This window comes from Microbacterium lacus (assembly GCF_044794305.1).
Lineage (GTDB): Bacteria > Actinomycetota > Actinomycetes > Actinomycetales > Microbacteriaceae > Microbacterium > Microbacterium lacus_B.
In genome coordinates this window covers 3,407,005-3,433,464 of record NZ_CP084996.1, presented here as the reverse complement: position 1 = coordinate 3,433,464, position 26,460 = coordinate 3,407,005, and the positions used below count along the sequence as shown (strand labels likewise).

28 protein-coding genes are annotated in these 26,460 nt (G+C 65.6%); 5 read left to right on the top strand and 23 right to left on the bottom strand.

Going from position 1 to position 26,460, the window contains the following annotated elements:
- Positions 1 to 88 precede the first annotated feature (88 nt).
- Both LG299_RS16140 and LG299_RS16135 read right to left on the bottom strand, forming a co-directional pair.
- The gene (locus tag LG299_RS16140) at positions 89 to 1,081 is read right to left on the bottom strand and encodes an aldo/keto reductase (RefSeq protein ID WP_404432067.1); all 993 of its coding nucleotides are present in this window, start codon (positions 1,079 to 1,081) and stop codon (positions 89 to 91) included.
- Positions 1,082 to 1,121: 40 nt separating this feature from the next.
- On the bottom strand, positions 1,122 to 1,847 hold the full coding sequence (locus LG299_RS16135; protein WP_404432065.1) for a large exoprotein: 726 nt from the start codon (positions 1,845 to 1,847) through the stop codon (positions 1,122 to 1,124).
- A gap of 176 nt (positions 1,848 to 2,023) precedes the next feature.
- Here LG299_RS16135 and LG299_RS16130 point away from each other — a divergent pair, with 176 nt between their 5' ends.
- The gene (locus LG299_RS16130; RefSeq protein WP_404432063.1) at positions 2,024 to 2,527 is read left to right on the top strand and encodes a DUF4282 domain-containing protein; all 504 of its coding nucleotides are present in this window, start codon (positions 2,024 to 2,026) and stop codon (positions 2,525 to 2,527) included.
- A gap of 3 nt (positions 2,528 to 2,530) precedes the next feature.
- Here LG299_RS16130 and LG299_RS16125 read toward each other — a convergent pair whose 3' ends face one another.
- The 13 genes from LG299_RS16125 to prmC all read right to left on the bottom strand — a co-directional run bounded on the left by LG299_RS16125 (position 2,531) and on the right by prmC (position 13,613).
- Positions 2,531 to 3,280, bottom strand: a complete 750-nt coding sequence (locus LG299_RS16125) for a YaaA family protein (RefSeq protein WP_404432061.1) — start codon at positions 3,278 to 3,280, stop codon at positions 2,531 to 2,533.
- A complete protein-coding gene (locus LG299_RS16120; RefSeq protein ID WP_404432059.1) occupies positions 3,281 to 3,541 on the bottom strand; it encodes a F0F1 ATP synthase subunit epsilon in 261 nt (86 codons plus the stop codon).
- Position 3,542: 1 nt separating this feature from the next.
- The gene (gene atpD, locus LG299_RS16115; RefSeq protein ID WP_404432057.1) at positions 3,543 to 5,003 is read right to left on the bottom strand and encodes a F0F1 ATP synthase subunit beta; all 1,461 of its coding nucleotides are present in this window, start codon (positions 5,001 to 5,003) and stop codon (positions 3,543 to 3,545) included.
- A 35-nt stretch (positions 5,004 to 5,038) separates the two neighbouring features.
- Positions 5,039 to 5,935 (bottom strand): F0F1 ATP synthase subunit gamma, encoded by an 897-nt coding sequence (locus LG299_RS16110; protein WP_404432055.1) that lies wholly within the window; start codon positions 5,933 to 5,935, stop codon positions 5,039 to 5,041.
- 20 nt (positions 5,936 to 5,955) lie between these two features.
- The gene (gene atpA, locus LG299_RS16105; RefSeq protein ID WP_404432053.1) at positions 5,956 to 7,593 is read right to left on the bottom strand and encodes a F0F1 ATP synthase subunit alpha; all 1,638 of its coding nucleotides are present in this window, start codon (positions 7,591 to 7,593) and stop codon (positions 5,956 to 5,958) included.
- 78 nt (positions 7,594 to 7,671) lie between these two features.
- A complete protein-coding gene (locus LG299_RS16100) occupies positions 7,672 to 8,463 on the bottom strand; it encodes a F0F1 ATP synthase subunit delta (RefSeq protein ID WP_404432051.1) in 792 nt (263 codons plus the stop codon).
- Complete coding sequence (locus tag LG299_RS16095) at positions 8,463 to 9,017, bottom strand: F0F1 ATP synthase subunit B (RefSeq protein WP_404432049.1); 555 nt, start codon at positions 9,015 to 9,017, stop codon at positions 8,463 to 8,465. Before LG299_RS16095 ends, LG299_RS16100 begins: the two co-directional genes overlap by 1 nt.
- Positions 9,018 to 9,045: 28 nt before the next feature.
- The gene (gene atpE / locus LG299_RS16090) at positions 9,046 to 9,282 is read right to left on the bottom strand and encodes an ATP synthase F0 subunit C (protein WP_404432047.1); all 237 of its coding nucleotides are present in this window, start codon (positions 9,280 to 9,282) and stop codon (positions 9,046 to 9,048) included.
- Between the two features lie 45 nt (positions 9,283 to 9,327).
- On the bottom strand, positions 9,328 to 10,005 hold the full coding sequence (gene atpB, locus LG299_RS16085; protein ID WP_404432045.1) for a F0F1 ATP synthase subunit A: 678 nt from the start codon (positions 10,003 to 10,005) through the stop codon (positions 9,328 to 9,330).
- Between the two features lie 249 nt (positions 10,006 to 10,254).
- Positions 10,255 to 10,770 carry a hypothetical protein gene (locus LG299_RS16080; protein ID WP_404432043.1) on the bottom strand — a complete coding sequence of 172 codons (516 nt, stop codon included), beginning with the start codon at positions 10,768 to 10,770 and terminating at the stop codon, positions 10,255 to 10,257.
- A complete protein-coding gene (locus tag LG299_RS16075) occupies positions 10,767 to 11,927 on the bottom strand; it encodes an MraY family glycosyltransferase (protein WP_404432041.1) in 1,161 nt (386 codons plus the stop codon). The genes LG299_RS16080 and LG299_RS16075 overlap by 4 nt, the downstream gene beginning before the upstream one ends.
- Before the next feature lie 30 nt (positions 11,928 to 11,957).
- The gene (locus LG299_RS16070; RefSeq protein WP_404432039.1) at positions 11,958 to 12,689 is read right to left on the bottom strand and encodes an L-threonylcarbamoyladenylate synthase; all 732 of its coding nucleotides are present in this window, start codon (positions 12,687 to 12,689) and stop codon (positions 11,958 to 11,960) included.
- A 45-nt stretch (positions 12,690 to 12,734) separates the two neighbouring features.
- Positions 12,735 to 13,613: a peptide chain release factor N(5)-glutamine methyltransferase gene (gene prmC / locus LG299_RS16065; protein WP_404432037.1), complete on the bottom strand. Its 879-nt coding sequence runs from the start codon at positions 13,611 to 13,613 to the stop codon at positions 12,735 to 12,737.
- A 137-nt stretch (positions 13,614 to 13,750) separates the two neighbouring features.
- Between prmC and cysK (LG299_RS16060) the strand changes: the two genes are divergently transcribed.
- Genes cysK (LG299_RS16060) through epsC form a run of 3 tightly spaced genes read left to right on the top strand, consistent with a single transcriptional unit; the run spans position 13,751 to position 16,246 of the window.
- Positions 13,751 to 14,689: a cysteine synthase A gene (gene cysK, locus LG299_RS16060; protein WP_404432035.1), complete on the top strand. Its 939-nt coding sequence runs from the start codon at positions 13,751 to 13,753 to the stop codon at positions 14,687 to 14,689.
- Between the two features lie 25 nt (positions 14,690 to 14,714).
- Entirely contained in the window at positions 14,715 to 15,668 is a 954-nt protein-coding gene (gene cysK / locus LG299_RS16055; protein WP_404432033.1) for a cysteine synthase A, read from the top strand.
- Positions 15,665 to 16,246: a serine O-acetyltransferase EpsC gene (gene epsC / locus LG299_RS16050; RefSeq protein ID WP_404432031.1), complete on the top strand. Its 582-nt coding sequence runs from the start codon at positions 15,665 to 15,667 to the stop codon at positions 16,244 to 16,246. Before cysK (LG299_RS16055) ends, epsC begins: the two co-directional genes overlap by 4 nt.
- 25 nt (positions 16,247 to 16,271) lie before the next feature.
- Here the strand turns inward: epsC and LG299_RS16045 are convergent, their stop codons facing one another.
- Genes LG299_RS16045 through LG299_RS16030 form a run of 4 tightly spaced genes read right to left on the bottom strand, consistent with a single transcriptional unit; the run spans position 16,272 to position 20,440 of the window.
- Positions 16,272 to 16,676, bottom strand: a complete 405-nt coding sequence (locus LG299_RS16045; protein WP_404432029.1) for a hypothetical protein — start codon at positions 16,674 to 16,676, stop codon at positions 16,272 to 16,274.
- 38 nt (positions 16,677 to 16,714) lie between these two features.
- The gene (locus LG299_RS16040; protein ID WP_404432027.1) at positions 16,715 to 17,788 is read right to left on the bottom strand and encodes an ABC transporter ATP-binding protein; all 1,074 of its coding nucleotides are present in this window, start codon (positions 17,786 to 17,788) and stop codon (positions 16,715 to 16,717) included.
- Positions 17,785 to 19,383 carry an ABC transporter permease gene (locus tag LG299_RS16035; RefSeq protein ID WP_404432025.1) on the bottom strand — a complete coding sequence of 533 codons (1,599 nt, stop codon included), beginning with the start codon at positions 19,381 to 19,383 and terminating at the stop codon, positions 17,785 to 17,787. Before LG299_RS16035 ends, LG299_RS16040 begins: the two co-directional genes overlap by 4 nt.
- A 4-nt stretch (positions 19,384 to 19,387) precedes the next feature.
- The gene (locus LG299_RS16030) at positions 19,388 to 20,440 is read right to left on the bottom strand and encodes an extracellular solute-binding protein (protein WP_404432023.1); all 1,053 of its coding nucleotides are present in this window, start codon (positions 20,438 to 20,440) and stop codon (positions 19,388 to 19,390) included.
- A gap of 112 nt (positions 20,441 to 20,552) precedes the next feature.
- Between LG299_RS16030 and LG299_RS16025 the strand changes: the two genes are divergently transcribed.
- Positions 20,553 to 20,963, top strand: a complete 411-nt coding sequence (locus LG299_RS16025; RefSeq protein WP_404432021.1) for a PPOX class F420-dependent oxidoreductase — start codon at positions 20,553 to 20,555, stop codon at positions 20,961 to 20,963.
- A gap of 18 nt (positions 20,964 to 20,981) precedes the next feature.
- Here LG299_RS16025 and prfA read toward each other — a convergent pair whose 3' ends face one another.
- From prfA to thrC, 4 genes are all read right to left on the bottom strand, one after another.
- Positions 20,982 to 22,061, bottom strand: coding sequence for a peptide chain release factor 1 (gene prfA, locus LG299_RS16020; protein ID WP_404432019.1), 1,080 nt, complete (start codon positions 22,059 to 22,061; stop codon positions 20,982 to 20,984).
- Positions 22,062 to 22,082: 21 nt separating this feature from the next.
- Positions 22,083 to 24,191 carry a transcription termination factor Rho gene (rho, locus tag LG299_RS16015; protein WP_404432017.1) on the bottom strand — a complete coding sequence of 703 codons (2,109 nt, stop codon included), beginning with the start codon at positions 24,189 to 24,191 and terminating at the stop codon, positions 22,083 to 22,085.
- 208 nt (positions 24,192 to 24,399) lie between these two features.
- Positions 24,400 to 25,329: a homoserine kinase gene (thrB, locus tag LG299_RS16010; protein WP_404432015.1), complete on the bottom strand. Its 930-nt coding sequence runs from the start codon at positions 25,327 to 25,329 to the stop codon at positions 24,400 to 24,402.
- Positions 25,326 to 26,459: a threonine synthase gene (gene thrC / locus LG299_RS16005; RefSeq protein WP_404432013.1), complete on the bottom strand. Its 1,134-nt coding sequence runs from the start codon at positions 26,457 to 26,459 to the stop codon at positions 25,326 to 25,328. The genes thrB and thrC overlap by 4 nt, the downstream gene beginning before the upstream one ends.
- Position 26,460 lies beyond the last annotated feature (1 nt).

The following is a 26,460-nucleotide window of genomic DNA, read 5'->3' as shown; positions in this document are numbered from 1 at the left end:
CGCCCCGACAATAGTCGCGACGACGTGCTCACATACTAGTCGGTTTGCCTCGTGCCCCCCGGTGTGGAGCCGCGCGGGCACGTGTCGCTCAGACTTTTGCGGCCGGATCTTCGGCGAGCGGGAAGAACTCATCGATCGCGGCAATGTCTTCTGCTGCGGGTGTCCACGCCGAGCCCGCGGCAGCGTTTGCGCGCACCTGATCGACGTTCGTCGCACCGGCGATCACGCTCGCGAGGGCGGGACGGGCAAGCAGCCAGCCGAATGTCGCCTGAAGCATCGTGATCTCGCGATCGTCGCAGAACGCCTGGAATGCCTCGAGGGCATCCCAGGGCGCGTCCTCCCAGACGTGCTTGCGCTGCCGCATGATCCGAGAGTCCTGCGGTGCATGCTCGCGGCTGAACTTTCCGGTGAGCAATCCGTTGTGCAGCGGGAAGTAGGGGAACAGCCCGAGGCCGAACCGTTCTGCGGCCGGCAGCACTTCGCGTTCGGCCGCACGTGCGAGGAGACTGTAGTGATTCTGCGCCGACACGAACGACACCAGGTTGCGCTCGCGGGCGACGTAGTGCGCCTCCGCGAGCTGCCAGCCGGTGAGATTCGAGTGCCCGATATAGCGGACCTTGCCCTCGCGCACGAGGTCGGTGAGCGTATCCAGCGTCTCTTCGATCGGTGTCTCCGTGTCGGGGGTGTGCAGTTGATACAGGTCGATCCACTCCGTCTGCAGACGGCGGAGGGATGCCTCGACCGCTCGCCGGATGTACGCCCTCGATGCCTTCGCTCCCGAAGGCGGGTAACCCATGTCGCGGCCGGAGTGGCCGAACTTCGTCGCGAGGATCACACTGTCGCGCTTTCCGCGCAGCGCCTCGCCCATGAGTGTTTCTGAAAGCCCCGGCTCGCCGCCGTACATGTCGGCGGTGTCGAGCAGCGTGATGCCGGCATCGATGGCCGCATCCAGGACCTCGATCGTGCCTTCGAGAGTCTCGGTGCGGGTGCCGGGCCGACCGAAATTGTTGCAACCGAGTCCGACCGCTGAAACGACGAGTCCGGATGCGCCGACACGACGCTGTGGCATGGATGAAGTCATACTTCCACGCTAGTACGGTGCCCGCTCGGCGGACGCCGAGTCAGGGCTTCGGATCTTCCGCCGGTGGTACGGGCGGCGGCGAGTAGCCGACGGGAGGCCCGGAAGGCGCCGGCGGGGCAGCAGGAGGCGCTGACGGCGCCGGGGGTGGTGAGTAGCCGACGGGAGGGCCTGAGGGCGCCGGAGGCTGCCCGTAGCCAGCGGGCGGCTGGTAGCCAGCCGGGGGTTGCGGAGGCTGATATCCCACCGGCGGCGGCGCATAGCCGGTGGGCGGAACGGCGCCCGCCGACGTCTGCACCGGAACGCCTTGCCATATCGTGCGGTCCGAGAGGAGGGCGTTGCCGGCCCACGGCGCGGGCGGAACGTTCGGGTTCCACCGCGAGGAGTCGAATGCGTTGATGCCGTACCAGACGATGGAGAGGAAGAAGAAGAGCACCATCCAAGCGGGCCCCTTCTGTAGCTTGAGCCCCACACGCCACGCAGCCATCAACAGGAGGACGAAGGTCGCGAGCGAAACGAGCGAGCCGATGATGGCCACGTTGCCGAGCACCGCCGTCGCCGCGAAGGCGATCAGGATGAGCCACGGGCTGAGGTCGCCGAGCTTCGAAAAGACCATCAGGTTGTAGACCGGCACCCAGGCTCGCCACGCGCCCTGCACGCCGGCTTTCTCGAAGATCTTCATGAGGAAGAACGAGCTGATCGCCCAGACGATGAGACCGAAGACCGTGATCCCCGTCAGCAGTCCCGGATAGTCGAAAACATTGAACATGAGTGTGCTCCTCAGCGGGAATGGCACGGATTCATGAAGCCGCTGCCCCACGCCTCACATGGTAGCGATGCAACCGTTCGCGCCCCACTCTGCGGATGTGGCGCGTCACGGGTCGTGCGAGCCCGCCGCGATCACTAGCCTGGCGAGTACGCCTGTTGCAACACGGAAGGATCCTCATGAGCGACAACCCGCCCGTCCCGCCGCTTCCCCCTCAGCCCGCTGAAGAAGCCGCCCGCACGGGAGGCGCCCCCGCCACGACGCCGACGGCGGCTGCCTATGATCCGTCAGCAGACCCCGACAACACCGGCGTTCCCACGTCTCTGCACGGCGAGGTCGATGACATCGGGCGGGGCTTCGTCAGCGCCCTCTTCGACATCTCGTTCCGAACATTCATCACGCGGCGCCTCGCCAGCGTCTTCTACCTCGTCGGCTTGATCGCGATCGCCATCGGGTTCATCGTCTACCTCGTCAGCGGCATCATCTCGGGTGTGTCCTACCTTGTGAACGGAAACGTCGGGGCGGGTCTCTCGCTGATCGTGGCGACGCTGATCCTCGTACCCGTCATTGCGATGTTCTCCGTGATCGCACTCAGGTTCGTGATCGAGGGCGTCGTCGCGCTGATCGCTATCGCCGAGAACACCGAACGTACCGCCGAGAACACCGGAACCAGCCCGCGTTGAGCCTCACGCGAAGAGTTCGAGCTCGCCGGACTCTCCCTCGCGGACACGGTGGCCCGCAGCATCCAACCACCGCACCAGCCCCGCCCGCGAACTGACCCGCGGGCGGGCCTCGGCGAGCGAACGCACCAGCGCACCCTTCGCGCGTTTATTGAAATGGTTGAGCGCGCGCACAGCGCCGGACTCAGACTCCGACACCACGCGCACATAGACCGACGGCACCGACGAGGGCACAGGCCCGAGCGCAACGTACGCCTCTGACCTGAGGTCGAGGATGAATGGGGCGGATGCCGCCGCCAACGCCTCCGTCACCGCAGCACCCCACAGCCGCCGCAGAGGCGGCAGCCCCGGCAGTGACGCTGCCGCGGCGAGACGATAGGCCGGTACCCGGTCCAGCGCACGCACCGGGCCGAAGGGCGCGGAGTGGATGAGCACATGCGCGCCCAACCAACGTCTGCCCGCCGAGCCCAGGGACGCCGCATCGAGGGCGTCGTAGAGCACACCTGTGTAGCGGTCCACCGCGGGCATGGTCGGTGCCGTGCGAATCTCGGCGTTGACCATGATCTCGTCGAGTTGGGTCGCGCTGAGCTTCAGTACCTTGGCTGCGGCATCCGGATCCTGCGACAACGCGACGAGCGCATCGATCGTCGCCTCACGCTCCCTGGCGAGCTGTGGCAAAGCGAGAGCGGGAGGATCGAGGACGTGCCTCGATCCCCCCGCTCGCTTGGTCTCGGATGGAGGTAGTAGTACGAGCACTCAGGCGATGAGTGCCGCGTTACCCGCGACAATCGTCAACTCGTCGCGTTCCATCGAAAGGAACCCGTCCTGGGCGTTGGCGATGATCTTCTCTCCGGAGGTCTGGGTGATGCGCACCTGACCCTCGGCGAGGATCGCCAGCACCGGCTCGTGACCGGGCATGAAGCCGATCTCGCCCAGCACGGTTTTGGCGACGACGAGCGACGCCTCTCCGGACCAGACCTCCGCGTCAGCGGAGACGAGACTCACCTTCAGCGGCATGTCAGCCGTTCTCCTTCTGGATCTTCGCCCACTGCTCTTCGACGTCGTTGATACCACCGACGTTGAAGAAGGCCTGCTCGGCCACGTGGTCGAAGTCACCCTTGACGATGGCATCGAACGACTCGATGGTCTCCTTGATCGGAACCGTCGAACCCTCGACACCGGTGAACTTCTTCGCCATGTAGGTGTTCTGCGAGAGGAACTGCTGGATGCGGCGTGCGCGCGAGACGACGATCTTGTCTTCTTCGGACAGCTCGTCGACACCGAGAATCGCGATGATCTCTTGCAGTTCCTTGTTCTTCTGGAGGATCTGCTTGACGGCCGTGGCTACGCGGTAGTGGTCCTCACCGATGTAGCGCGGGTCAAGGATTCGGCTGGTCGAGGTCAGCGGGTCGACGGCCGGGTACAGACCCTTCGATGCGATCTCACGCGACAGCTCGGTCGTCGCGTCAAGGTGCGCGAACGTTGTTGCCGGAGCGGGGTCGGTGTAGTCGTCAGCGGGAACGTAGATCGCCTGCAGAGAGGTGATCGAGTGACCACGCGTCGAGGTGATGCGCTCCTGGAGCACACCCATCTCGTCGGCGAGGTTCGGCTGGTAACCCACGGCGGAGGGCATGCGACCGAGCAGAGTCGAAACCTCGGAACCGGCCTGGGTGAAGCGGAAGATGTTGTCGATAAACAACAGCACGTCCTGCTTCTGCACGTCACGGAAGTACTCCGCCATCGTCAGAGCCGACAGGGCTACGCGCAGACGCGTTCCGGGCGGCTCATCCATCTGGCCGAAGACGAGTGCTGTCTTCTCGAAGACGCCCGCTTCTTCCATCTCGTGGATGAGGTCGTTGCCCTCGCGGGTGCGCTCGCCGACACCGGCGAACACCGACACGCCACCGTGGTCCTGCGCAACGCGCTGGATCATCTCCTGGATGAGGACGGTCTTGCCGACACCGGCACCACCGAACAGACCGATCTTTCCACCGAGCACATACGGGGTCAGCAGGTCGATGACCTTGATGCCGGTCTCGAACATCTGAGTCTTGGACTCGAGCTGGTCGAAGTTAGGCGCCTTGCGGTGGATGGGCCAACGCTCGGTGATCTCGACCTGTTCGCCGGGAGTTCCGTTGAGGATCTCACCGATGACGTTGAACACCTTGCCCTTGGTGACGTCGCCCACAGGAACCGTAATCTGGTCGCCCGTGTCGCGGACTTCCTGACCGCGGACCATGCCGTCGGTCGGCTTCAGCGAGATGGCGCGAACGAGGTCGTCGCCGAGGTGCTGCGCGACCTCGAGGGTGATCTCGTTCGACTCGCCGTCGACCGTGATCGTGGTCTTCAGCGCGTTGTAGATGTCGGGAATCGAGTCATGCGGGAACTCGATGTCAACGACCGGACCCGTGACGCGTGCGACGCGACCGACGACCGGCGCGACCGTGGTCGATTCCGTCTTGTCTGCGGTGAGGCTCATGGCTTCTTCTCTTTCGTGTTCTTTAGGAACAGTGTCTATTTGCCGGACGACAAGGCGTCGGCGCCGCCGACGATCTCGGCGATCTGCTGCGTGATCTCGGCCTGGCGCGCGTTGTTGCGCAGGCGCGTATAGGTGGTGATGAGCTTGTCTGCGTTATCGCTGGCGGACTTCATCGCTTTTTGCGTCGCGGCGTGCTTGGCTGCCGACGACTGCAGGAGGGCGTTGAAGACGCGGCTCTGGATGTACACCGGCAGGAGAGCGTCCAGCACGACGCCAGCATCGGGCTCGAACTCGTAGAGCGGGTAGACCTGCGCGGTCGCCGTCTCTTCGGCCTCGACGACTTCGAGCGGGAGCATGCGCACCGTCTCGGGCGTCTGCGTCATCATGCTCACGAAGCGGTTGTACACGAGGTGAATCTCGTCCACGCCACCGTCTTCGCCCGAGCGGTCGTAGGCATCGAGCAGAACTGCCGCGATCTCTTCGGCGGTGTGGAAGTGCGGCGTATCAGTGTCGCCCGTCCACTCTGCCGCGCTCTGGATGCGACGGAACTGGAAATAGCCGACCGCCTTGCGTCCGACGAGGTAGAACACCGGCTCTTTGCCCTGCTGACGCAGAAGCTCGGCCAACTCGACGCCCTCGCGCAGAACCTGCGAGTTGAAGGCGCCGGCGAGGCCGCGGTCAGAGGCGAAGACCACGACGGCGGACCGACGGATCACTTCGCGCTCTTTCGTGAGCGGGTGCTCGATGTTGGAGTGTGTAGCCACGGCAGAAACGGCCCTGGTCACGGCCCGCGCGAAGGGTGAGGACGCGCGCACTCGCGCCATCGCCTTCTGGATGCGCGAAGCCGCGATGAGTTCCATCGCCTTCGTGATCTTCTTGGTCGTCTGAGCAGTGTTGATCTTCTGCTTGTAGACCCGGAGTTGTGCGCCCATGGTTGTTGCCTCAGACCGCCTTAGCGGCGACCCTTGACGATCTTCTCCTGGTTCACGTCTTCTGCCTCAGCCGCTGCGACCTCTTCGTGGCCGAGCTTGCCGATCGCCTGACCCTTGCCGGCCTGGAACTCGAGGATGAACTCGTCGGTCTTCTTCGCCAGCTCTGCGGCCGTGTCGTCATCAAGGACGTTCGTGTCGCGGAGGGTGTCGAGGATCGTCGTGTTACGACGCAGGTAGTCCAGCAGTTCGCGTTCGAACGGCAGCACGTCTTCGACCTCAATCGAGTCGAGCTTTCCGTTGGTGCCGGCCCAGATCGAGACGACCTGCTCTTCGACGGGGTACGGCGAGTACTGGGGCTGCTTGAGCAGCTCAGTGAGTCGCGCACCACGGGAGAGCTGACGGCGGGATGCTGCATCCAGGTCGCTCGCGAACATGGCGAACGCCTCGAGCGAGCGGTACTGCGCCAGTTCAAGCTTCAGCGTTCCGGAGACCTTCTTGATCGACTTGACCTGAGCGTCACCTCCGACACGCGAGACCGAGATACCGACGTCGACCGCCGGACGCTGGTTGGCGTTGAAGAGGTCGGACTGGAGGAAGATCTGGCCGTCGGTGATCGAGATCACGTTGGTCGGAATGTACGCCGAGACGTCGTTCGCCTTGGTCTCGATGATTGGAAGACCAGTCATGGACCCTGCACCAAGCTCGTCAGACAGCTTCGCGCAGCGCTCGAGCAGACGGGAGTGCAGGTAGAACACGTCACCCGGGTAGGCCTCGCGTCCCGGAGGACGACGCAGCAGCAGCGACACGGCGCGGTAGGCCTCGGCCTGCTTGGTCAGGTCGTCGAAGATGATCAGGACGTGCTTGCCGCCGTACATCCAGTGCTGGCCGATGGCCGAACCCGTGTAGGGAGCCAGGTACTTGAAGCCGGCGGGGTCGGATGCGGGGGCCGCGACGATCGTCGTGTACTCCATCGCACCAGCGTCCTCGAGCGCGCCCTTCACGGCGGCGATCGTGGAACCCTTCTGACCGATGGCGACGTAGATGCAGCGAACCTGCTTGTTCTCGTCGCCGGACTCCCAGTTGGCCTTCTGGTTGATGATCGTGTCGATCGCGATCGCCGTCTTGCCGGTCTGGCGGTCACCGATGATGAGCTGACGCTGGCCGCGACCAACGGGGATCATGGCGTCGATCGCCTTGATACCGGTCTGCATCGGCTCGTGCACCGACTTGCGCTGCATGACGCCAGGAGCCTGCAGCTCGAGTGCACGGCGACCCTCGGACGCAACGGCGCCGAGTCCATCGATCGGGTTACCGAGCGGGTCGACAACGCGGCCGAGGTAGCCATCACCGACGGCGACGGAGAGAACCTCGCCCGTGCGGGTGACCTGCTGGCCGGCTTCGACGCCGGAGAACTCGCCGAGGACCACGACACCGATCTCGTGCTCGTCAAGGTTCAGAGCGAGACCCTGGGTGCCGTCGGCGAAGTTGACCAGCTCGTTGGCCATGACGCCGGGGAGCCCCTCGACGTGGGCGATGCCGTCGGCCGCGTCGATGACGGTGCCGACCTCGGTCGCCGCTGCGCCCGTGGGCTCGTAGGCGGCGACGAAATCCTTCAGCGCGTCACGGATGACGTCGGGGCTGATTGACAGTTCTGCCATTGTGTTCCTTCGTTCGGTGGGGACGGTGCCCCGAAGTCTCCGCGTCCGATCGATCAGATCGATGCGGGAAGTCTGTAGTTATCCAGCCAGGCGCTGGCGAAGATCCGCCAGGCGCGACGACACACTCGCGTCGATCACATCGTCGGCGATCTGCACGCGCAGTCCGCCCACGACCGTGGGGTCGACGACAGTGTTCAACGACACCTCGCGGCCGTAGCGCTGTGACAGCGTGCCGGCCAGACGCTCGAGCTGAGCGTCCGCCAAGGGCATCGCCGACATCACTGTGGCAACGATCCGTCCGCGCTGATCGGCGACAAGCGATGTCGCCCGCGTCAGCATCTGACGAACGCGACGCTCGCGCGGCTGCTGCACCAGGGAGGCGACGATCAGCGTGGTGGCTGCGCTGGCGCGACCACCGAGGAGCTTCTCGATCAGAACACCCTTTTCGGATGTCTTGCCCAAGCGGCTTCCCAGAGCAAGCTCGAGCTCCGGGTTCTCAGCGACCGTGCGCGAGAACCGAAAAAGCTCCGCCTCGACGTCGGCGTTCGGCTCGGAAAGAGCTGCCGAACGGATCGCGAGCTCTTCGATGCTGTCGACGAGGTCATCGGCCGACGACCAGCGCTCGTCGACTGCGCCAGAAAGCAGGGCCACGGTGATCGGCGAGAACACGGGGCCGAAGACATCCGTGACGACCTTGCGACGAGCCGCCGGGGCGGCCGCGGAGTCGGCGAGCGCGCCGCTCAGCTGCGACGAGTCACCGATCGCGCGCGCCGCGGCGAAGAGTTCGCCGGCGACGGTCAGATCGATGCCCGACGTGGCGTCGAGCGCCTTCGTCGTCGCTGCGAGTGCCTGAGTGGTCGCGCTACCCATTACTTCGTCGCCGTCTCTGCCTCGAGCTCGGCAAGGAAGCGATCCACGACAGCCTGAGCCTTCGCGTCGTCGGAAAGCGTCTCACCGATCACTCCACCGGCCAGGTCGAGCGCCAGGGTGCCGACCTCGCTACGGAGCGAGACGAAAGCGCTCTGGCGCTCTGCTTCGATCTGCGCGTGGGCGGAAGCGGTCAGGCGTGCAGCTTCGGAGGTAGCGGCATCCTTCGCCTCAGCAAGAATCTTCTTGCCATCCTCGCGGGCGGCGTCGCGGATCTCACCGGCCTCCTTGCGTGCATCAGCCAACTGCGCGGTGTACTCGACCAGCGCGGCCTCGGCCTTGCGCTGTGCCTCGTCTGCCTTGGCGATGTTGCCTTCGATCGCTGCGCCGCGCTCGTCGAGCATCTTCTTCATCTTGGGAAGGGCAACCTTCCAGAAGATGAAGAGGATGACGATGAAGCACACCAATGACCAGACGATGTCATAGATCGCCGGGAGCAGCGGGTTCGGCGCCGTCTCGCCCTCTTCAGCGGCGAATGTGACAAGAGCGTTCAGCATCCTGTCTCCTTACGTCGTGAGGTGGGGATCAGAAGCCGAAGATGAAGGCGGTGGCGATGCCGATGAAGGCGAGCGCCTCGGTGAAGGCGATACCGATCCACATCAGAACCTGCAGGCGACCTGCGAGCTCGGGCTGGCGGGCGACACCCTCGATCGTCTTGCCGACGACGATGCCCACGCCGATGGCCGGGCCGATAGCGGCGAGGCCGTAGCCGACCGTCGCGATTGATCCGGTGACCTGGGCGAGAACGGTAGTTGCGTCCACGGGTTGGTTTTCCTTTCGGTTACGGGTGGCTGAGCCGACCCGGGATTAGTGCTCTTCCGCCACCGCGAGCTGGATGTAGACCGCGGTGAGGAGGGCGAAGACGTACGCCTGGAGAACTGCCACCAGGAGTTCGAACAGAGTGAAGACGAAGCCGAAGGCAAGCGAGCCGACTCCGAGGAGTGTCCACCAGCCGCCGGCGGTGAAGAAGAAGAACTGCGTCGCGGCGAAGAACAGCACCAGCAACAGGTGGCCGACCATCATGTTCATGAGGAGTCGGAGCGTCAGCGTCACCGGGCGGATGACGAACGTCGAAATCAACTCGATCGGGGTGACGATGATGTAGATCGGCCAGGGCACACCCGCCGGGAAGAGCGAGTTCTTGAAGAAGTTCTTGGGGCTCTTCTTGATGCCGGCGTAGATGAAGGTGAAGTACGACACGAGCGCCAAGAGCAGGGGGACTGCGATGATGCTCGTGCCTGCGATGTTCAAGAACGGGATGATTCCCGTGATGTTCATGAACAAGACCATGAAGAAGATCGTGGTCAGGATCGGCAGGAACCGATCGCCGTCCTTCTTGCCCAGCAGATCGTGCGCAATGTTGACGCGGACGAAGTCCAGTCCCATCTCGACGAGGCTCTGGAATCGTCCCGGCACGATCTGCATGCGACGGGTGCCGAGCCAGAAGATGAGGACGAGGGCGATGGTGGCGAGGACCTGGATCATGTTGATCCGGGTCATCTCGAACCAGGTGCCCTCAAAGAGGATGGCGTCGGGGAAGAACTCCCAGATAGATGGCGCGTGGAACTCGCCATCGTCCGATTCGGCGGCAGTGGCGATCAGGCTCGCAGCTTCAATTAACAGCGCTGGCTCCAGCTTCGGGGCACCGGCGTAAACCGTTGCGACGATGGTCGGTGAGAGTCACTCCGCAAGCACTCGGATCGAGCGGGCGGGCGCAGAGTCAGCCTATCAAACTCAGCGGGTCCCTGAGTTCGCTTCGGGGTCGTTCTCGACCACCGGGGCACCGCCGACCGCATCATCGGGGTCTTCGGTCGGCAAAGTTATGTCGCTGACGTGCGGAATCCGCATCCGCGTGAGAACAACGACGTCGATGACGAGCGACGCAATGATGCTCACCACGACGGCGACGAAGAAGATCTGAGCATTCAGCCACGGCTGGCCACGTAGGACGACCAGCACGACGATGAACACGACGAGCTTGAGAATCCAGCCGCCCATCACGATGCCGAAAAAGATCTGGACGTAGAGCGGGTCGGCATACCAGCGGTTGGCGATCAGGATGCTGGCACCCGTGATCGCGAGAAATACCGCAGCGAGCACCACCCCGGTCAACGCGCTCCACAGTCCGGTCTGGCCGTCGACGAGGTAGCCGATGATGGCTCCGGCAAGAGCGAGAACGCCGGTAACGATCGCCGACCAGACGAGCGTCGTCCGAAGAATCGGGGTACTCGATACGGGATTGGTAGTCATAGGGATCTCTCTCGGGCGGGCTCGATCGACACGTCACGGCGTCGCGAGGGGAGGAAAGTAAGGACGAGGCACACCGCGACACCGACGACGCCGAAGGCGACGCCGAGGAGATACTCCCCCGGCCAGTCGGATTGCGTACCGATGTACATGAGAAGGAACGACAGGCTCACCACGGCCGTCCACGCGTAGAAGATCAGCACGGCATCACGGTCGGAGTGGCCCATGTCGAGCATCCGGTGATGAAGATGTTTGCGATCGGGCGAGAACGGCGACTTGCCCGCGCTCATGCGGCGGATCACCGCCAGGCCGAAGTCCAGCAGAGGCAAGAGCACGATCACCACCGGGAGAAGGATCGGGATGAACGCACCGAGCAGCTGCGAGCGGCCGAACTCATCGGGGTCGAGCATCTGCGGCGTGAGGTTGCTCGTGACGGCGATGGCCGAGCACGCCATGAGCAGGCCCAGCATGAGGGCGCCGGCATCCCCCATGAACAGGCGCGCAGGACTCCAGTTCAACGGGAGGAACCCGATGCACGCGCCGATCAGCACGGCCGCGATCAACGAGGCCAGGTTGAAGTAAGTACTCGCCCCCTGGTCGCGCACAAGAAGGTAGGAGTAGGCGAAGAACACGCTGTTGGCAATCAGGCACACACCGGCGACCAGACCGTCGAGGCCATCGATGAAGTTCACGGCGTTCATCACCACGACGATCGAGAACACGGTGAGGACGAAGCTCGCCCAACTGGAGAAGATCGTCATCCCGCCGATGGGCAGTGTGTAGATCTGCAGCTCACCAAACCACGCGATGATACCGGCGGCCAGAAACTGTGCGCCGAGCTTGATCATCCAGTCCAGGTCCCAGAGGTCGTCGGCGACACCGACGACGACGATCAGGAACGTGGCGCCCAGCACAGCCCATACACGTTCGGGCTGGGCCCAGATGATCGCGAAGAACGGGTTCTGCGACGACACCAAGAAGGCGGCTGTGACGCCCAGGAACATCGCGATTCCGCCGAGCCGGGGCGTCGGGGTCTTGTGAACGTCACGTTCGCGGATGCCGGGGTACAGCTTGTACTTCATGCTCAGTCGCCAGACAGCCCATGACAGGAAGAAGGTGACGGTCGCGGTGAAGAGAATCGTGAAGACGTACTGCTTCACCGGTCACCCCGATTCACTGGTCGTCCTGATTCACTGATCGCCCGCAGCCGGTTCGGCGGCAACGGCGGTCTCGTCGACAGCGGCGGGCTCTTCGGCAGGGTCTGGTTCGAGCAGATCGCCGAGCACCGTGCGGAGCTGCTCCCGCGAAATCGCGCCGTCGCGAAGCACGCGTACGAGCGGGTCGTCGCCGCCGACGAGGCTCGTCGCATCGATGATCGTCGAGGCGATGCCGGTTGCCGCGGGGCCGGCGTCGAGGTACACCGTGACACTGTCACCGAGCATGTCTTTGGCGTCCTGAGCGACGACGGCGGCCGACATGCCGGTCAGATTCGCGCTCGACACGGCAAGGGGGCCGGTCTCTTCGAGCAGTTCTCGGGCCAGGTGGTGGTCGGGCATGCGCACAGCGACCGTGCCATGCGTCTCGCCGAGATCCCAGGTCAAGGACGGCTGCGCGGGCAGAACGATCGTCAGTCCACCCGGCCAGAACGCCTCGACGAGTCGCTCGATGGGCTCGGGGAGTTCGGCAACGAGCGCGCGCATTGCGGGGATACCGGAGACGAGCACGGGCGGCGGCGACTGACGTCCCCGGCCCTTGGCCTCGAGGAGTGCCTTGACCGCTGACGCGCTGAAGGCATCCGCGGCGATGCCATAAACGGTGTCGGTCGGCATAACGACGAGCTGGCCGCGTGCGATGGCCTTGCGAGCCTCGCGCATTCCCGGAAGCAGCTGCGAGTCGTCGCGGCAATCGAAGAGGGTTGACATGGCCCGATCAGTCTAGTTGTGACGAGCCTGAGCCTTCCCTCAGCGTCACGGGCGGATCGCGGTCGTCGCGCGATCGCGCATCGTCAGATCGGGATGAGTGGATGCTGCGCGCCACCCGTCTGCGGTGAGGATCGCGCGGATCTCTGCGCCCTGCCACTCGCCGTGTTCGATGACGATCATCCCGCCGGGGTGCGCCAGGCGGAGGCCCACGCCGCTCAGTACACGTACGACGTCCAGGCCGTCCGCTCCCCCGTAGAGCGCCACCGGCGGATCGAAGAAGCGCACCTCAGGGTCACGCGGGATCGCAGCATCCGGAACATACGGCGGATTGGACGCCACTACCGAGACGGTGCCGTCGAGTTCAGGGAAGGCACGCGCGAGGTCGATGAAGGCGAGCGTGGCGTTCTCGGCTCCGATCAGGGCGAAGTTCTCCTTCGTCCAGATGAACGCATCGACCGAGTTTTCGGCAGCGAAGACTCGGGCATGCGGCACTTCGGTCGCCATGGCCAGGGCGATCGCGCCGCTACCAGTTCCGAGATCGACGGCGACGGGAGCTTCGGAGGCCGCTGCTCGGAGAGCATCGATCGCCAGTTGCGCCACCATCTCGGTCTCGGGTCGCGGGACGAAGACTCCCCGGCCCACACGCAGATCGAGGTGACGGAACGGTGCGTGACCGGTCAAGTGCTGCAGAGGTTCGCGGCTGGCGCGACGACGCACGAGCACGTCGAGGCGTTCGACGTCACCGGGTTCGATCGCGGCGCGGCGGATGAGCGCAGCTTGTACTTCGCCTCGAGACTGCCCGAGCACGTGAGCGACCAGCAATTCAGCATCCACCGTCGGGTCGGCGACCCCCGCCTGCGCGAGAAGGTCGACAGCGCGCCGAAGCACGTCGGAGAGCGGGAGGGAGCTGGGTGCAGAGGGCATGACGGCGTCAAGCCTATGCCGCCGGCAGCGGCGCGGCGATGTCATAGAACGACTCACACTCGCGCTCCCCGCACGGACAGCGAGACCGCGCCGTAGAGTTGTCTCCGCAAGATTCCGCCGCGCGAAAGGCCCTTGAAATGACTGGCATCCTCCCCGACATCACCGCCGCCTTCGGGAACACCCCGCTCGTGCGCCTGAACCGCGTCGCGGAGGGCCTGGCAGGCAACGTCCTTGCCAAGCTCGAGTTCTACAACCCGGCATCCAGCGTGAAGGATCGCCTCGGCATCGCGATCGTCGACGCCGCAGAGGCCTCGGGCGACCTGCAGCCGGGCGGCACGATCGTCGAGGCGACGAGCGGAAACACCGGCATCGCCCTGGCGATGGTCGGTGCCGCGCGGGGCTATCGCGTCGTGCTCGCGATGCCCTCATCGATGTCGATCGAGCGGCGCCTGCTGCTCAAGGGCTACGGCGCTGAGTTGGTGCTCACCGATCCCGCGCTGGGGATGAAGGGCGCGGTCGCCAAGGCCGTCGAGATCGCCGAAGGCATTCCGGGCGCGGTTCTGGCCCGTCAGTTCGAGAACGAGGCGAACCCCGCGATTCACCGCAAGACGACCGCCGAAGAGATCATCCGCGACACCGAGGGGGCCGTTGACTACTTCGTCGCCGGCATCGGCACCGGCGGCACCATCACCGGTGTCGGTCAGGTGCTCAAGGAGCGCGTGCCAGGGGCGAAGGTCATCGCCGTCGAGCCTGCTGACTCGCCGCTGCTGACCAAGGGAACCCCCGGCCCGCACAAGATTCAGGGCATCGGACCGAACTTCGTGCCCGAGATTCTCGACCAATCGGTGATCGACGAGGTCATCGATGTCGAGTTCGCGGACGCGGTCACCACCGCGCGCGCGGTCGGAACGAAGGACGGCATCCTCGTCGGCATCTCGTCGGGTGCCGCCGTGTGGGCGGCACTTCAGATCGCCGCACGCCCCGAAGCAGCCGGCAAGAACATCGTCGTGGTGATCCCCTCCTTCGGTGAGCGCTACCTTTCGACCCCTCTCTTCGAGGATCTGCGCGAGGATTGAGGTTCACCTCAACGAAAGGGACGCCGTGACGGGCTACCACCCCGACATCACCACCGCCTTCGGAAACACTCCGCTCGTGCGACTCAATCGCGTGGCAGAGGGGGTGGATGCGACGATCCTGGCCAAGCTCGAGTTCTACAACCCGGCTTCCAGCGTCAAGGATCGCCTCGGCATCGCGATCGTCGACGCTGCAGAGGCATCCGGAGAACTCCAGCCGGGTGGGACGATCGTCGAGTCGACGAGCGGCAACACCGGCATCGCCCTGGCGATGGTCGGAGCCGCGCGCGGCTACCGCGTCATCCTCACGATGCCCGCCTCGATGTCGAAAGAGCGTCGCACGCTGCTCGCCGCGTTCGGCGCAGAACTCGTGTTGACCGACCCCACGAAGGGCATGTCGCACGCCGTTGATGAGGCCAAGCGCATCGTGTCCGACACGCCCGGCGCGGTGTGGGCTCGGCAGTTCGAGAACGAGGCGAACCCCGCGATTCACCGCAAGACCACGGCAGAAGAGATCCTGCGCGACACCGACGATCACGTCGACTACTTCATCGCCGGCGTCGGAACCGGAGGGACGATCACCGGCGTCGGCCAGGTGCTGAAGGAGCGCGTACCCGGCGTCAAGATCATCGCCGTCGAGCCGGCCGACTCCCCCGTCCTCACCAAGGGACACCCCGGTCCCCATAAGATTCAGGGCATCGGGCCCAACTTCGTCCCCGCTGTGCTCGACCGCGACGTGATCGACGAGGTGATCGACGTCCAGTTCGACGATGCCATCCGTGTCGCCCGTGAGACGGCGACGAAGGACGGGATCCTGGTGGGCATGTCCAGCGGAGCCGCGATCTGGGCTGCGCTCGAGGTTGCCGCGCGACCGGAGGCTGCGGGCAAGACCATCGTCGTGATCATCCCCTCAGCGGGCGAACGGTATCTCTCCACGGCGTTGTACGAGCACGTGCGCGAACCGGAAAAGGCAAAAGCATGAGCCTCATTCGCACGGCCTTCGCAGCGGTCCGCGAAGACATCACCGCGGCGAAGCTGCGCGACCCTGCGGCGCGAAGCTCGGGCGAGATTGCTCTTCTGTACCCCGGCCTGCATGCCATCTGGGCGCACCGAGTGTGGCACGCGCTGTGGCGCCGACGCCTGCGCTTCATCGCGCGACTCGGGTCGCAGGTCACCCGGTGGCTCACCGGCATCGAGATCCACCCCGGGGCGACGATCGGGCGCCGCTTCTTCATCGACCACGGCATGGGCGTCGTCATCGGCGAAACCGCCGAGGTGGGCGATGACGTCATGCTCTACCACGGGGTGACCCTCGGTGGCCGTCAGCGCGAGGGTGGCAAGAGGCATCCGACCATCGGTGACGGTGTCGCCGTCGGTGCCGGCGCGAAGATCCTCGGGCCGATCACGATCGGCGCTCGCTCTCTCGTCGGCGCAAACGCCGTCGTCACCCGCGATGCTCCCGACGACAGCGTGTTGGTGGGCGTCCCTGCGAAGGCCCGGCCGCGCAAAGACGGCGAAGACAGCCGAGCGCTCCTGACGACGCTGGAATATCACATCTGATCTGTGGGTCGCCCGACGTGAAGGGCTAGGCGCGCCGTTCGTCGACCTTCTTCTTGATGAAGATCATCGGGAGGAAGAGGGTCGCCAGCGCCGTCACGAGCCATACGATCACCGGCGCCAGAAGCCACGTCAGCAGCACGGGCTCGCCGATCGTGATGCCCATGTCGGGCAGCACGGCGACGACGACCAGTGCGATCAGCGTCGAGATGATGCCGACGCCGCCCAACAGCGCCGGCGCGTTACGGCGCGCGACCGAAGCGATCCACGGGGTCAGTATGCTTTGCAGCACCGCGAAAATGACGCAGGCCAGCAGGAAACCCCACCAGTGCGTCCAATCGATCGAAAAGCCGGGAAGGACCCAATCGGCTACGAGGAGACCGACGGCGGCCGAAAGAAGAAAGATGAACGCCCGGATGAGGAACATGATCATGGGGCGAGCATAGTCCCGCGACTCGGTGCGACCTCGAATCACTTCGGTGCGAAAGCGAGCCCGGGACGCTGCGCTGCCAAACGCACAGAATCGCCGATGCTCGGCAATTCGACCGCCGTCATTCGAATGAGCACCGACGGACCGTCGAAGAGGTCCGCGGTGATCATCGCATCGTGGCCGGCGTAAGAGATCGCGGCGATCCGCGCATCGGCGCCGGCAGCGGCGTGGGCGAGCAGGTCGGGTCGCGGGACGATCCACTCGGGACGAAGCATCAACCGCACATCATCACCGTCCGCCGGAGCGAAACCGACGGCATGCGCCTCGACCGCGCCGAGTGCACACAGCACCCGACCGTGGCGCCACCGCCCTTCGAGTTCGACGACATCACCCACGAAGGAGGCCACCCAGTCGCTCGCAGGGTTCTGATAGATCTCTTCCGGGGTCGCGAACTGCGCCAGGCGCCCGTCATGGATCACAGCGACGCGATCTGCCAACGAGAGCGCTTCCTCCTGGTCATGGGTGACCAGGAGAGACGTGGTGCCCTGCGCACGCAGCAGTTCTGCGACCTCGCGGCGAAGACCCGTGCGCAGTTGGGTGTCGAGTGCTGCGAAGGGCTCATCCAGCAGGAGCAGATCAGGTCGCGGCGCGAGTGCGCGAGCGAGGGCGACGCGCTGCGCCTGCCCACCCGAAAGCTGGTGGGGCGCTCGGCCGGTCAGCTCTTCGAGCCCCACCAATCGAGCAAGCTCCGCGATACGCGTGGCGCGCGTTTGGCCACCCGCACCGCGGCCTCCCCGCCGAGGCACAGCGAAACCGATGTTCTCCGCCACCGATAGATGGGGAAACAGCGAGGCTTCTTGAGGCACCCACCCGACACCCCGCCGTTCGGGGACGACGGTGCGCCCGGCGCGCGAGATCTCTCGACCCCCGATCACGATGGTGCCCGAGCGCAGGGGCAGCAATCCCGCGATGGCCAGCAGAAGTGTGGTCTTGCCGCAGCCGGACGGACCGAGCACGGCGATCAGTTCGCCACTGGCCACAGTGAGCGACACGTCGTCGATCGCAAGCGTAGAGCCGTGCGCCACGCTGGCTCGGTCGATGACGAGCTCGCTCACAGTTCCTCCTTGGCCGCGCTCCGAACGCCCGACAGCACGACTGCGGGCACCGCCGCAACCAGTACAAGCAGCGCCGCATAGGGTGCTGCGGCGCCGAACTCGAAGACGACCGTACGGTTCCACAATTCGGTGGCGAGAGTCTGAAAACCGGTGGGCCGCAAGAGCAGCGTTGCGGGCAATTCTTTCATGGTCGCGATGGCCACCAGCAGTGCGCCGATTCCGATGCTGGGCAGCGCCAGCGGAACCGTGACTCGCCACCACGCCTGGAGTGGTGAGTGGCCCAGAGTGCGCGCGACGGCGACCAGGCGGGGCGGCACATCGCCGAGCCCGGCCCGCATCGTTCCGATCGCTTTGGGCATGAACAGCACTGCGTAGGCGAAGACGAGCACCGCAATGCTCTGATACAGACCCGGCACGACCGCCAGTGCAAAGAAGACCAAAGAGAGACCGACCACGATCCCCGGCACCGCGTGCCCGAGGTACCCGACCGACTCGATCGCTGCGACGAGGCGGCCCCGGTGGCGTGCGGTGAGCGCAGCGATCGGCAGCGCGAGCAGGATCGCCAGAATTGCCGCAGCTATCGCGACCCCGACCGTCGAAACCACCGCCTGAAGCAGGCGCGGTCCATCGATGGCTCGCACGGTCTCGGCATCGAGCAACGTCGAAAGCAATCCCAGCAGGGGCACGATCACGCCGACGAGCGGCGCAACCGCAACGACGGGCAGCAGAGAAAGCAGCACCGGTCGACTGACGGCGCGCGGCGCGACCGCGCGTGCGGCTGCGCGGGGAACGTTGCGGCGCGCGGTGCGCTCACCGATCACGACCACCAGCGCGAGAACCACCAGGAGCAGGGCGAGGGTCGCCGCCTGTGCGCGGTCAAAACTCGCCGAGTAGGCGGCGTTGATGCCCCACGTGAGCGTCGGATATCGCATCATCGCCACAAGGCCGAAGTCGCTCAACGCGTAGAGCGCCACGAGCAGCGATCCCGCAATGGCGGCCGGACGCACGCTTGGCCAGGTCGCCACCAGAAATGCTCGCCACGGGCCCCGACCGAGTGTGCGGGCAACGCCCTCGAGGTCTCCGGATGCACCTCTCAGGGCCGCCGCAACCGGCAACGACACGTACGGAACGGTCACCGCTGTCAGCAGGATCCAGCTCGGAACGAAGCCGTTGAGCCCGGGAAGACCGACGAGCCACCCGTACCCGGCCAGGTAGGACGGAACCGCGAGTGGAAGGGCCGAGATCAGTAGCCAGCTGCGCGCGAAAGGCACCCGCACTCGAGTGAGCACAAACGCCACCGCGACGCCGAGGACAAGTGCGGATGCCGTCGTCGCTGCCGCGAGCGTGAGCGAGTTGGCGGCGTACTGCAAGACCCGAGTACCCGTGAGGGTATCGATGATGGTCGGGAGACCCGCTTCGGCTGCCCGCACAAACAGATACACCAGCGGAATTGCCGCTGCCGCGGCCGACACCAATGCTGCGACGAGCAGCGCGAGCGGGGCGCGACGTGATCGTGCACCACCCGACCGTGCCCGGGCGTCGTCGGCAATGAGGGCCCCGGTGGCCCTCGAAGCGCGCTCGGGTGCGATCGTCATCGACTCAGATGAGCCCCGCATCGGTGAGCAACTGCTGCGTAGCGGCGAGATCGTCGAGATCACTCAGATCGAGGTCGGGGTTCACAAGGCTCTCGATGCTCGGCAGACCCTCCGGAGCATCGATGCCTGGAAGGAGCGGGTACTCGAACGTCTGCTCGACGAAGTACGTCTGGGCGGCTTCCGATACGAGGAATCGCAAGAATTCGAGCGCGTCAGCATCGTCTGCAGCGCCGGAGAGGATGCCGGCGCCGGTCACGTTCACGATCGAGCCCGCATCCCCGGCCGTCAAGAACTTCAACTGCGCGCGCATGTTCTCGGCGCCGGCCTCGGCTGCCGCCGCGTACCAGTAGTAGTGATTGATGAGCCCGGCATCGAGCACTCCCTGGTCGGCCGCGGCGAGAATCGCGCGGTTGTTCTCGAACACCTGAGGGCTTCCGGCGGCGAGGTCATCGACCCAAGTGGTCGCGGCATCCTCACCCTCCAGCACACGGAGCGCGGTGACGAAGGACTGGAAGCTGGCGTTGCTCGGCGCGACTCCGAGCCTGCCCGCCCACTCCTCGGTGACGTACTCGTCAATGGTGTCGGGCAGGTCGGCGGCATCGAAGCGCTCGCCGTCGTAAACGACGACCCGTGCGCGACCGGTGACTCCGACCCAGGTGGCGTCGGTGGAGGTGAATCCGGCCGGCACTGCTTCGGCGATGTCAGCAGGCAGGGCTGCGAACAGCCCGTCCTGGCTCAGCGCCCCCAGGGCGCCGGCATCCTGCGACAAGAACACATCGGCGGGGGTGGCATCGCCCTCTTCGAGAAGCAGCGCACCCAGTTCGGCGGTGTTGCCGTAGCGTACCTCGACCTCGATTCCGGTCTCTTGCTCGAATTGGTCGATGAGGGGTTGGATAAGGGCCTCATCGCGTCCGGAATAGAGCGTGAAGGCGCTGTCGCCCTGCGCGGGGCGAGCGTCGCCGGTCTCTTCGGGAGCGGGAGTGGTCCCGGCGCACCCTGAGAGCAGGAGCCCGGATGTTAGGAGGGCAGCGAGCGAAAGACGAGCGGTGACGCGCATGGGGAGAAAGCTCCAGAGTGAGAACGAGTGCGGGAATCGAGGAGTTGACGTAGGTAAGGCTACCCTTGCTGACGCGATCGAGACCAATCCAGCGTCACAGTAGGCTCCGAGGATGACCGAAACGCCGCAGACCGGCCCGACCGCGCGCGTGAGCAGCGATGGTTGGCGATTCGTGACCGAGTACCACCTCGCCACGCTCTCGACCATCGCACCGTCTGGCCTGATTCACGCCGTCGCGGTCGGCTTCACCGTGTCAGGCGGCATTGTTCGCATCATCACCAGCGACGGAAGTCAGAAGGTTCGCAACGTCGAGCGGGATTCACGCGCGACCGTGGCTCAGGTCGCGGGGCCGCAATGGCTGAGCATCGCCGGAACCGCCAGCATCGAACGGGACACGGATGCAGTCGCCCACGCGGTGTCGCTCTACGCGACGCGCTATCGCCAGCCCCGGGTGAACCCGAAGCGCGTTGTCATTCAGCTCGTTCCCGAGCGTATCCTCGGCTCGTCCGGCTTGCTCGATTGACGGGGCAGTGAGCCCGGGTCAGTCCTCGGAGCCGAGCGCAGAAAGGCGCTCTTCTTCATCGGCCGCGATGCACGACTCGATGATCGGGCCGAGGGCTCCGTCCATCACCTGATCCAGGTTGTACGCCTTGTACCCGGTGCGGTGATCGGCGATCCGGTTCTCCGGAAAGTTGTACGTGCGAATGCGCTCGGAGCGGTCCATGCCGCGGATCTGCGACTTTCGAGCGTCGGATGCTGCGGCATCCAGCTCCTCCTGCTGTCGTGCGAGAATCCGCGCACGCAGGACACGCATCCCGGCCTCGCGATTCTGCAGTTGCGACTTCTCGTTCTGCATCGACACGACGATCCCGGTCGGGAGGTGGGTGATACGCACGGCGGAATCGGTGGTGTTCACCGACTGACCGCCCGGTCCTGAGGAACGGAAGACGTCGATCTTGAGGTCGTTCGGGCTGATCGCGACCTCATCGGGCTCATCGACCTCAGGAAAGACCAGCACGCCCGTCGTGGAGGTGTGGATGCGGCCCTGGGACTCCGTGGCCGGCACCCGCTGCACGCGGTGCACACCGCCCTCGTATTTGAGGGACGCCCACACCCCCTGAGCGGGGTCGGTCGAGGAACCCTTGATCGCGACCTGGACGTCCTTATAGCCGCCGAGATCAGACTCGGTGCGCTCGAGCATCTCGGTCTTCCACCCGCGAGAGGCGGCGTACTGCAGATACATGCGCAGGAGGTCAGCGGCGAACAGCGCGCTCTCCGCGCCGCCCTCGCCGCCCTTGATCTCCATGATCACGTCACGGGCGTCGTCCGGGTCACGCGGGATCAGCAGACGTCGAAGCTTTTCTTGTGACTCTTCGACGCGCTCTTCGAGAGCGGGAACTTCGGCGGCGAACGCCTCGTCTTCCTTCGCGAACTCTTGCGCTGCTTCGAGGTCGCCGGTGGCGAGCACCCACGCATCGTACGCAGCGACGATGCGTGAGAGCTCGGCATAGCGGCGGTTCACCCGCTTGGCGCGGCCTGCATCAGCGTGCACGGCCGGGTCGGAGAGTTCCTCCTGGACGGCCTTGTGCTCGTCGATGAGGGTCTTCACCGATTCGAACATGAACTCTCCGAACGACGTGCGTCAGCGGATGCTGTTTTCGTGCCCGTGGCTGTTGCCACCGCCGGTCGGCGTCGGGATCGACTTCTGCATCTGAACCAGGAACTCAACGTTGGACTGCGTCTCTTTGAGCTTTCCCAGCACGACCTCGAGGGCCTGCTGCGGGTCGAGCCCTGCCAGAGCGCGGCGGAGCTTCCAGGTGATCTTGACCTCATCTGCCGACAGCAGCATCTCTTCACGACGCGTGCTCGAGGCGTTGATGTCGACCGCGGGGAAGATGCGCTTGTCGGCGAGCTGACGCGACAAGCGCAGTTCGCTGTTGCCGGTGCCCTTGAACTCTTCGAAGATCACGTCATCCATCTTGGAGCCGGTCTCGACGAGCGCCGTGGCGAGGATCGTGAGCGATCCACCGTTTTCGATGTTGCGCGCGGCACCGAAGAACCGCTTGGGCGGGTACAGAGCCGACGCGTCAACGCCACCGGAGAGCACACGACCCGACGCGGGAGCGGCGATGTTGTACGCACGGCCCAGGCGGGTGATCGAGTCGAGCAGCACGACGACATCGCGACCGAGCTCGACCAAGCGCTTGGCGCGCTCGATGGCGAGTTCGGCAACCGTGGTGTGGTCTTCGGCGGGGCGATCGAAGGTCGAGGCGATGACCTCGCCCTTGACCGTGCGCTGCATGTCGGTGACTTCTTCGGGGCGCTCGTCGACGAGGACGACCATGAGGTGGACCTCAGGGTTGTTCGTGGCGATGGCGTTCGCGATCTGCTGCAGGACGATCGTCTTGCCCGCCTTGGGCGGCGCGACGATGAGTCCGCGCTGGCCCTTGCCGATCGGCGCGACGAGGTCGATGATGCGCTGGGTGAGCTTCTCGGGTGCTGTCTCCAGACGCAGGCGCTCCTGCGGGTAGAGCGGAGTGAGCTTGCCGAACTCGACGCGGTTGGCCGCATCTTCGACCGAGAGGCCGTTGACGGCATCGACCTTGACGAGCGCGTTGTACTTCTGCCGGCTGGACTGCTCGCCCTCACGGGGCTGCTTGATCGAGCCGACGACAGCGTCGCCCTTGCGGAGGTTGTACTTCTTGACCTGGCCGAGCGAGACGTAGACGTCGCTGTTGCCGGGCAGGTAGCCCGACGTGCGCACGAACGCGTAGTTGTCGAGCACGTCGAGGATTCCCGCGATGGGGATCAGGACGTCGTCCTCGCCGATCTCTGTGTCGAACTCGTCACCCTGGCTGTTCGCCGGGCGGCGCTTGTTGCGCTGGCGACCGCGGCCGCCCTGCCCGTCGTCATCGGAGTCGGATGCGGCAGCCTGCGACTGCGGCTGGTTCTGGCCCGCCGGCTTGGCGTCGTTGTTGTTCTGGCCGCCCTGCGCGTTTCCGCCCTGTGCGTTGCCGCCCTGACCGTTCTGACCGTTCTGCGTGCCCTGGCCACCGCGGCTACGGCTGCGGCTGCGGTTACGGCTACGGTTTCGCGACGACGACTCAGCGCCTTCGGCGCTGTCCGCGTCTTGTGCGCCTTCGGCGTCGACAGGTGTCTCGGCGGGCGCATCGCCGGCCTCGGGGGCGGCGTTGTCAGTGTCGGATGCCTCGGCAGTGCCGGTTTCGACGTCGGGGGTGGCGGGGGTCTCCGCGTCCGGCGCGGCAGCATCGGCCGGCGCGGCAGCGTCGGATGCACCCTCGGGGGCAACCTCGGCGCCGGGCTGCGCAGCAGCCTCGGCGGCGGCTTCGGTGGCGGCGATGACCTCGGGGTCGGTGCTCTTGGCCCGGCGCGGGGCGCGCTTGCGCACCGGCTTGGTCACGGGCGCCTCAACGACGGGCTGCTCAACTACGGGCTGCTCCGCGACGGGCTGCTCAACTACGGGCTGCTCCGCGACGGGCTCCTCGACTACGGGCTGCTCCGCGGGCGCCTCGGGTGCGACCCCCTCGGCGGTAGCCTCGGGCGCCGCCGTCTCGTCAGCGACGGGCTCGTCAGCGACAGGCTCGTCAGCAGGCTGCTCTTCGGCAGCGGGGGCTTCGGTGGTCTCGGCGACGGTCTCACCGGTTTCGACGACGTTCTCGGCTGATTCGGGCGCTTCCGTGCGCTCGTCAGCCGAAAGGTCGGCTGTCTGGATCTCGGAGTTGGACTCCACGAGTTCTCCCTTGTGAATTTAGGAAATGGATATGCACTTCCGCACAGATCCCACACGGCTCTATGCCGCCACACGGCATATGCCGGTCGGGCCGCCCTTCGACAGGCTGGGACTGTTCCTCGCGGAACCGGCCTCAGACGAGATCGAGAATCGGCACGGGGGGTGTGCGGTGGTTTCGCAGATTTGCGACGGAGGCCAGATTCACCGGTTAGGTGGAACCCTCCGCGTACTCCCTCACTGTACCACCCTTGACATCGACGGCCAGCATGAGGGTTTCCCACGGGGTGTCGCCCGCACTCGAGGCAACCGCGGCCGCCTCAAGCCTGCGACCGGGCCCGTCGGCCAAGACCAAGACGCTGGGCCCTGCTCCAGAGACAACTGCCGCGAACCCCTGCGCGCGCAACGCCTGTACCAGTCGATCGGTGTCGGGCATCGCCTGCGCGCGGTAGCTCTGGTGAAGACGGTCGGCCGTCGCCGCCAGCATGAGTTCCGGACTCTGCGTCAGCGCGGCGATCAGCAGAGCAGACCGCGAAACATTGAAGACGGCGTCCTCGCGGGGAACATGCGCCGGCTGCAGACTGCGCGCAACGCTCGTCGACATCGTGAAATCAGGGACGAACACGATGGGCGAGACACCGCGGTGGACGATGAGCTTCTTGTGTTGGGGTCCGTCCTCGTCGACCCACGCGATCGTCAGGCCTCCGAACAGCGCCGGCGCGACATTGTCGGGGTGTCCCTCGAGTTCGGTCGCGAGCCGCAGCAGCGTTTCAGAGCTGAAGTCGACCTCACCCTCGAGCAGGCCCTTCGCGGCCAGCAGCCCCGATACGACGGCAGCGCCCGACGATCCGAGTCCGCGTCCGTGCGGAATCACGTTGCGTGCGTCCAGACGCAGGCCCGGCACCGGACGACCGACAGCCTCGAAGGCGTAAGCGATTGCGCGCACGACGAGATTCGAGGCATCCCTCGGTACGTCGTCCACACCTTCTCCGGCAACGATCACTTCGAGCCTGCCCCCGGGCAGCTCTGTCACGACGAGTTCGTCGTAGACGCTCAGCGCAAGACCCAGGGTGTCGAACCCGGGGCCGAGATTGGCGCTGGTGGCCGGTACCCGGACGAGGACGCGTCGTCCTTCGGTCACGCGTTCGTCCTGGCGTGCATCAGCGAGCCGGGGGTCTGGGGCGGAGCCCCTGAAGGAGAAGGAACAAGATCGAGGACGGATGCCACTTCCGACGTGGTCGCGTCGACCACGGTCGGCTCGACCTGCGTGCCGTCAGCGTTGCGGAGTGCCCACTGCGGGTCCTTCAGTCCGTGGCCGGTGACCGTGAGCACCACACGTGCGCCCTGCGGGACGATGCCGGCCTCGACGCGGTCGAGCAGTCCAGCGACGCTGATCGCCGAGGCGGGCTCGACGAAGACACCGACCTCAGAGGCAAGAAGCTTCTGCGCGGCGAGAATGCGGTCATCATCGATGGCTCCGAACCACCCGTCGGTGGCGTCGCGCGCTTCGAGCGCGAGATCCCACGAGGCCGGGTTTCCGATACGAATGGCGGATGCCACGGTGTCGGGGTTCTTCACGATCTCACCGCGCACGAGCGGGGCAGAGCCTGCGGCCTGGAAGCCGAACATCCGGGGCACGCGCGTCGAAACGCCGCGCTCGGACTCTTCGCGGTAGCCCCGCGAGTAGGCGGTGTAGTTGCCGGCGTTGCCGACCGGGATGAAGTGGAAGTCGGGAGCGTCACCCAGTTGCGACACGACCTCGTACGCGGCGGTCTTCTGCCCCTCGATGCGGTCGGGGTTGACCGAGTTCACCAGGTGCACCGGGTAGTGGTCGGCCAGCTCTCGGGCGATCTCCAGGCAGTCGTCGAAGTTTCCGCGGATCTGGATCAGACGTCCGTTGTGCGCGACGGCCTGGCTGAGCTTGCCCATCGCGATCTTGCCCTCGGGCACGAGCACGGCCGCCGTGATTCCGGCGTGCGCGGCGTACGCAGCCGCAGAGGCCGACGTGTTGCCGGTCGATGCGCAAATGACCGCCTTCGCACCGTGCTCCACCGCGCGAGAGAGCGCCACGGTCATACCGCGGTCCTTGAACGAGCCCGTGGGGTTCATGCCCTCGAACTTCACCCACACGTCCGTGCCTGTGCGCTGCGAAAGCGCGGGCGCCGCAATCAGGGGTGTTCCGCCCTCACCGAGCGTGACGACGGTCGAAGCATCCGTCACTCCCAGTCGGTCCGCATACTCGCGCATAACTCCGCGCCAAAGGTGTGCCATG

Bases quoted from the DNA above. Each gene is read 5' to 3' on its own strand.
- LG299_RS16140 (WP_404432067.1), bottom strand. From the start codon at position 1,081: ATGACTTCATCCATGCCACAGCGTCGTGTCGGCGCATCCGGACTCGTC.
- LG299_RS16135 (WP_404432065.1), bottom strand. From the start codon at position 1,847: ATGTTCAATGTTTTCGACTATCCGGGACTGCTGACGGGGATCACGGTC.
- LG299_RS16130 (WP_404432063.1), top strand. From the start codon at position 2,024: ATGAGCGACAACCCGCCCGTCCCGCCGCTTCCCCCTCAGCCCGCTGAA.
- LG299_RS16120 (WP_404432059.1), bottom strand. From the start codon at position 3,541: ATGCCGCTGAAGGTGAGTCTCGTCTCCGCTGACGCGGAGGTCTGGTCC.
- atpD (WP_404432057.1), bottom strand. From the start codon at position 5,003: ATGAGCCTCACCGCAGACAAGACGGAATCGACCACGGTCGCGCCGGTC.
- LG299_RS16110 (WP_404432055.1), bottom strand. From the start codon at position 5,935: ATGGGCGCACAACTCCGGGTCTACAAGCAGAAGATCAACACTGCTCAG.
- atpA (WP_404432053.1), bottom strand. From the start codon at position 7,593: ATGGCAGAACTGTCAATCAGCCCCGACGTCATCCGTGACGCGCTGAAG.
- LG299_RS16100 (WP_404432051.1), bottom strand. From the start codon at position 8,463: ATGGGTAGCGCGACCACTCAGGCACTCGCAGCGACGACGAAGGCGCTC.
- LG299_RS16095 (WP_404432049.1), bottom strand. From the start codon at position 9,017: ATGCTGAACGCTCTTGTCACATTCGCCGCTGAAGAGGGCGAGACGGCG.
- atpB (WP_404432045.1), bottom strand. From the start codon at position 10,005: ATGATCCAGGTCCTCGCCACCATCGCCCTCGTCCTCATCTTCTGGCTC.
- LG299_RS16080 (WP_404432043.1), bottom strand. From the start codon at position 10,770: ATGACTACCAATCCCGTATCGAGTACCCCGATTCTTCGGACGACGCTC.
- LG299_RS16070 (WP_404432039.1), bottom strand. From the start codon at position 12,689: ATGTCAACCCTCTTCGATTGCCGCGACGACTCGCAGCTGCTTCCGGGA.
- prmC (WP_404432037.1), bottom strand. From the start codon at position 13,613: ATGCCCTCTGCACCCAGCTCCCTCCCGCTCTCCGACGTGCTTCGGCGC.
- cysK (WP_404432035.1), top strand. From the start codon at position 13,751: ATGACTGGCATCCTCCCCGACATCACCGCCGCCTTCGGGAACACCCCG.
- epsC (WP_404432031.1), top strand. From the start codon at position 15,665: ATGAGCCTCATTCGCACGGCCTTCGCAGCGGTCCGCGAAGACATCACC.
- LG299_RS16045 (WP_404432029.1), bottom strand. From the start codon at position 16,676: ATGATCATGTTCCTCATCCGGGCGTTCATCTTTCTTCTTTCGGCCGCC.
- LG299_RS16035 (WP_404432025.1), bottom strand. From the start codon at position 19,383: ATGACGATCGCACCCGAGCGCGCTTCGAGGGCCACCGGGGCCCTCATT.
- LG299_RS16030 (WP_404432023.1), bottom strand. From the start codon at position 20,440: ATGCGCGTCACCGCTCGTCTTTCGCTCGCTGCCCTCCTAACATCCGGG.
- LG299_RS16025 (WP_404432021.1), top strand. From the start codon at position 20,553: ATGACCGAAACGCCGCAGACCGGCCCGACCGCGCGCGTGAGCAGCGAT.
- prfA (WP_404432019.1), bottom strand. From the start codon at position 22,061: ATGTTCGAATCGGTGAAGACCCTCATCGACGAGCACAAGGCCGTCCAG.
- thrC (WP_404432013.1), bottom strand. From the start codon at position 26,459: ATGGCACACCTTTGGCGCGGAGTTATGCGCGAGTATGCGGACCGACTG.